The organism is Moorena sp. SIO4A5, assembly GCF_010672005.1.
In the GTDB taxonomy this organism is placed as follows: Bacteria; Cyanobacteriota; Cyanobacteriia; order Cyanobacteriales; family Coleofasciculaceae; genus Moorena.
In genome coordinates this window covers 1-5,401 of the sequence record NZ_JAAHHZ010000306.1, presented here as the reverse complement: position 1 = coordinate 5,401, position 5,401 = coordinate 1, and the positions used below count along the sequence as shown (strand labels likewise).

Below are 5,401 nucleotides of genomic sequence, written 5' to 3'. Positions count from 1 at the left end.
ATGTACCAATTGCCAAACTAATACTGACCATCAACAACAACCACGGCCCGAATAACCAAGCCAACAGTAGCGCTAGGATACCAGTTACCGCCACAATCCCCTGACCTAGTTGCAGAGAAAACTCCCCTGCAGCGATGGGAAGATGGGGTTTATTAATCCGGTCAATCTCCACATCGTGGACTTGATTTAGTCCTACGATATAGACATTACCGCACAAACAAGCAATCCAAGCTCCCAGCAGTTGACCGAACCCTTGCCAAGTCCAACCACTGTTAGTCATGGACACGGCAATGACATAGAGGGCAAAAACACTAAAACTCGTCCCAATAATCGTATGGGGACGAGAAAATTTCCAGAAACTGTACAGCCAAGCGGCTGGTTGCTCCAATAGATTAATCGAGGAAGGAGTAGATGCTTTAGAGGAAATCTGACTCATAGATCAGGTTAATAGTATTAGGGATTAGGGGTTAGAGTAATGGTTAATGGTTTCAGTACTTATATCATCTCAGGATAATTACCCTTACTAAAAATCTCCCCATCTCCCCATCTCCCCACCCTCCCCACACTTCCCACCCTCCCCACCCTATCCCTAATCCCTAAAGCCCTACACCTGTACCGGCGTCCGATAATCTCTTCTCTCCTCGAAATTGCCTGCTGGTTCTTCCTCAAGGTTAGTAATTAAACGAACCCCGCGCTTAAAGGTAAGGTAATGCCATGCCCACTGAATCATGACCAGCAACTTATTATCAAACTCAATCAGGAAGAAGATGTGGATAAAAATCCAGGCTAGCCAAGCGGGGAAACCAGAGAACTTAACAAACCCCAAATCCACTACTGCGGCATTCCGTCCAATCACCGCTAAATTGCCATAATCCTGATAATGGAAATCCGCTACTGTCTCCTCCTTGAGGCGCTTCTGAATCAGAGTAGAGACATACTTGCCTTGTTGCATCGCCACTGGCGCAACTCCTGGTAGGGGTTTACCAGTTTGATGAGAGAAATTCGCCAAATCACCAATCACAAAAATATCGGGATGTCCTGCCAAGCTCATATCCGGTTGTACTATCACCCGTCCAGCCCGGTCTAACTCCACACCAGTAGCGTTTGCTAGCGCCTTGCCCATAGCAGACGCTTTCATCCCTGCTGCCCACAGAACAGTTTTGGCGTTAATTTCCTCTACCTGCTCCCCTCGACGCATGGTAACTATATCGTCATCAATATTAGTAACTAGAGTCTTTGTCTGTACTGTTACTCCTAACCGTTCCAGAGAATTTTGGGCTTTTACTGATAACTCCGGTGGGTAAGGAGGCAAAATCCGATCCATCCCTTCCAACAGCAAAATCCTGGCTTCGGAAGTATCAATGTCGCGGAAGTCATCTTTTAAGGTGTCGTAAGCCAATTCTGCCATGGCCCCGGCTAATTCCACTCCAGTTGGTCCGCCTCCTACCAACACAAAGGTCAACCAAGCGCGACGTTTCTCGGGGTCAGTTTCTTTTTCTGCGGCTTCAAAGGCAGAATAAATCCGACGTCTAATGTCTAGGGCATCTTCAATGGTTTTCAAACCAGGAGCATCTTTTGCCCATTGATCATTACCGAAGTAGTGGTGGCTAACGCCAGTCGCCACGATCAGGGAGTCGTAAGATATTTCTTTGTCTGCTAGTTGAACGGTTTTCTGGTTCGGGTCAAGACCAATTACTTTCCCCATCAGCACTTGAGTATTTTTCTGGTGACTCAGGATTGCCCGCAGGGGTGAGGAAATATCACCAGCGGATAAGCCCCCTGTAGCAACTTGGTAGAGTAGGGGCTGGAACAAATGAAAGTTCCGTTTATCGATTAGAGTTACTTTCACTGGTGCCTTTCTCAGAGCCTGAGCAGCATAGAGTCCACCAAATCCGCCACCAATAATGACCACATGGTGAGGAGTAGTGGTCTTTGCTTCACTAACTATAGAACTAACCATAGAACTAACCATAGAATGTCTTACCTCTCCTGAATTTGTTTACCAGGACTTACGCGGTTAACTTGATTTCGCCCCCCTAGCCCCCCAATTTTGGGGGGAAATTGAGTTAAAGTCCCCCAGAATTGGGGGACCCACGGGGGCAAATGCGTAAGTCCTATTTACGATTGATTACGAATAACGTCCCTGCCTTAACCGTAGACCTTTTGCAAAAGTCATTTATTAGGAGGTAACTATCGTAGTTATCACGCTGTTGTTGTCTATTTACGCAAGAGGTCTCGTCTTTCCCGAGGCTTCTTAATATAATTTAACATTAAAAACTATTAACTGTGTCGTAAAAACCACCCAATTTAATAATATAATGATAAGTTTAATTTTTAACTAACATAAGATCCCCAAAACAAGCTAAACCTGGATTGTAAATCCTAGGAATTGTAAGGGTTTGGTAACAGTTGGTTGTTATTCGAGTCAGTGTGATGCACATTGGATTTCTCAACCCTCACGGTAATTTTGACCATAAAAATAGCTACATTAGCGAACATCCCGATTTCGGTGGTCAGTTGGTCTATGTCAGGCAAGTCGCAGATGCGATCGCAAAACAAGGTCACCAAATAGATATTCTCACCCGCCACATCATTGATCCGGATTGGCCAGAATTTGCCGAGACATTTGATTGCTATGGGAGTGTAGACAACCTCCGGATTATCCGATTGCCAGCCGGACCAAAACAGTTCCTGCGCAAAGAATTGTTGTGGCCCTATCTCGTCCAAGACTGGGTACCAAACATCCTGGAATTTTATCGAGAGGAAGGTAAATTCCCTGATATCATGACTACCCACTACAGTGATGGGGGAGTGTGTGGAGTGCTGATTGAGCAACAGACAGGGATACCCTTTACATTCACAGGTCATTCCCTGGGGGCTCAAAAAATGGATAAACTCCACGTCACTCCTGAGAATCTGGCTCAAATCGATCACTATTACAATTTCCGATACCGGATCCTAGCGGAACGGTTGAGCATGAATCACTCAGCCCTCAATATTACTAATACGGCACAAGAGCGGTTCCAACAGTACAGTCATCATGCTTATCGTGGAGCAGTGGATGTAGAAGCTGATCATCGATTTGCCGTTATTGCACCGGGAGTCAATGCCTCTGTGTTTGGTTCCGATGCGATCGCTCATAATGAACAAGCGACTTATCAACTGATTGAAGAGCGATTGCGCCGGGACATCAGTGAGTCAAGGCGGAGTCTACCGGCTATCTTGGCATCCAGCCGTTTAGACCCCAAGAAAAATCTCCTAGGTTTGGTGCAAGCCTTTGCTGAAGATGTGATAGTGCAACAGAAAGCCAATGTGGTGCTGATTACTGGTGGCTTGGATAACCCTTTGCAAGAAAAAGTCCACGATCAACAGACCGAAAAACTAGTAATCGGTCCCATCCGGGAAATAGTACGAGAAAAAAATTTGTGGGGTAAAATTAGCGCTTTTTCAGTACCCGATCAACCAGCACTAGCCGCTTCCTATCGCTATTTTGCTCAGCGTGGTTCCGTGTTTACTCTTACCTCTTTGTTTGAACCCTTTGGTCTTGCTCCTTTAGAAGCAGCAGCAGCTGGATTACCGATAGTGGTAACAAAAAATAGTGGTGTTGGTGAAAGTCTAAAAGTAGGAGATGAAGACTATGGTATGTTAGTCGATCCCAGTGATCCAGCAGATATTGCTAGAGGCATCAGGGAAATACTTTGTGATCAACACTTGTGGCAAAGGTTACAGAAACGTTGTCAGCAGTATGTTTTGGAATATTACACCTGGGATAGCACCGCTTTAAACTACTTGAGCCGAATCAAACAAATTGTTTCTAAACCATCAGCAAATCCTGCTGCTGAGTTACTTCCGCTCCATTCCTATTTCCATGATCCACAGCCAGAAAATGATATTTCTTTGGAAGAATTGAGCTACTGGTATTTTGTTGAAGATTATAGCAATCCTATCTGATTCGTCAAATCTAGTAGCCGAATAGTGGCGAAATATATCGCTATAACCCTTGCCCAGCAATGATTTACGATTTTAAATATTTTACAAATAATTGAGGATTGCTATAGCTGTCGCGCTTTCTTTTGATACATTTTTTTGTTGTTACGATTTTTTATGATACAATGCTTTAGGAACGAATTTTAAATTCATTACAAGCCTGCTCCAGAGAGACTTAGCAGTTGATTGAAGTGACAGAGTTGAGTCGATAGACGTTTGAAGTTCTAGTAGAAACCTACATTGGTTATGAAAGTAACTCCAGAGCAGATTAAGACTGTATACGACCAAAGCAATGCTGTTCAACATTACTTATCTAAAAGTCGCCGTGACGGTGTAAAAGTTGATTGGGAGGAGCCGTTCTCTCGTTCAGTGTTTAAGCAAGCAATCGCCCCAGTGAGCAAAAATAAGGGGGAGAAACTACGGGTTGTTGATATTGGTGCAGGCACAGGTGATGGATATGTTTTGCTGTCAACGCTATTGTTAAAAGACCCAGAACTAAGTGGTAGCTATGAGCTAGAGTACTTGGGAGTTGATATTAGTACCCAAATGGTGGAAACTGCCATAAATTTATATGGTAACCACAGTAACGTTGGGTTTGAATGTGCGGATATTCGGACTAGCAAGCTGGCTCGACCCTTCGATTTATATCTTTCTTGCGGCGTTCCCTACTCTCATCTGACTCACCAGGAGCTTGACCAAGCCTTAAAGATGATTGTGACCAATGTTTGCGAGAATCGCTCCCGGTGTGCTGTGATTGTGGATGTTTTGGGGCGCTACAGTATCGAGTGGACAGCCCAATGGCAGAACAGCCGTTGGAATTACTCGATGAGCTTTTTCCAGACCGAAGGGGATACAGAACCAACATGGATGAGTTTTTACTCCCATCAACACTTGCAAGAAATTATGCAGCAGGCAGCGAATGCCGTAGGCTGTCCTGTTGAGAAGTTTCAGTTTTTCGATCGCTCGATTATGGTTGGTCGCCATACCTCAACAAGGCAGTTTAACCCAGGGTTGCCCAACTATCGCGACCTAGTCAATAGTTTGCTCTCACCCTCACAACAGACAGACTTGAGCCAACTGATCTTCCAAGTCGAGTTAGGAGCGGCACCAGAGCACATCTTAGATTTCTTCAGGAAATTCTCTAGTTGGTGGAACCGTTTGGTGAGTGACGCCACAGAGCTATTGGGTGAGCCTTTGGCGGTCGCGACCGTTGAGTTGCCCCCTGAAGTTCAAGGATTTAAGGCAGCCGCCCAGCAAGAATTACAACAGATTTCTGACAAACACCTGTACCGACAGAAGGTCGAGTCTATGCTAGCTCAAGTGTTGCGGAAATTGGAGGCAACTCAGCAACCAGGCTATGGTGTGGGTCATGACCTATTTGGGGTGATGTGGTTAGACGCAACCAGACTCTAGC

The 5,401-nt window shown here is 45.2% G+C and carries 4 protein-coding genes; 2 read left to right on the top strand and 2 right to left on the bottom strand.

Annotated elements, in window-relative coordinates; genetic code table 11:
• Together F6K57_RS35685 and F6K57_RS35680 are read right to left on the bottom strand one after the other, a co-directional pair.
• On the bottom strand, positions 1-436 hold a 436-nt coding region (locus F6K57_RS35685), incomplete at its 3' end, for a UbiA family prenyltransferase (protein ID WP_293072760.1).
• 168 nt (positions 437-604) lie between these two features.
• Positions 605-1,972 carry an NAD(P)/FAD-dependent oxidoreductase gene (locus F6K57_RS35680; protein ID WP_293028132.1) on the bottom strand — a complete coding sequence of 456 codons (1,368 nt, stop codon included), beginning with the start codon at positions 1,970-1,972 and terminating at the stop codon, positions 605-607.
• Positions 1,973-2,433: 461 nt separating this feature from the next.
• Here F6K57_RS35680 and F6K57_RS35675 point away from each other — a divergent pair, with 461 nt between their 5' ends.
• Positions 2,434-3,951, top strand: a complete 1,518-nt coding sequence (locus tag F6K57_RS35675; RefSeq protein WP_293072757.1) for a glycosyltransferase — start codon at positions 2,434-2,436, stop codon at positions 3,949-3,951.
• Between the two features lie 282 nt (positions 3,952-4,233).
• Positions 4,234-5,400 carry a class I SAM-dependent methyltransferase gene (locus F6K57_RS35670; protein WP_293072754.1) on the top strand — a complete coding sequence of 389 codons (1,167 nt, stop codon included), beginning with the start codon at positions 4,234-4,236 and terminating at the stop codon, positions 5,398-5,400.
• Position 5,401 lies beyond the last annotated feature (1 nt).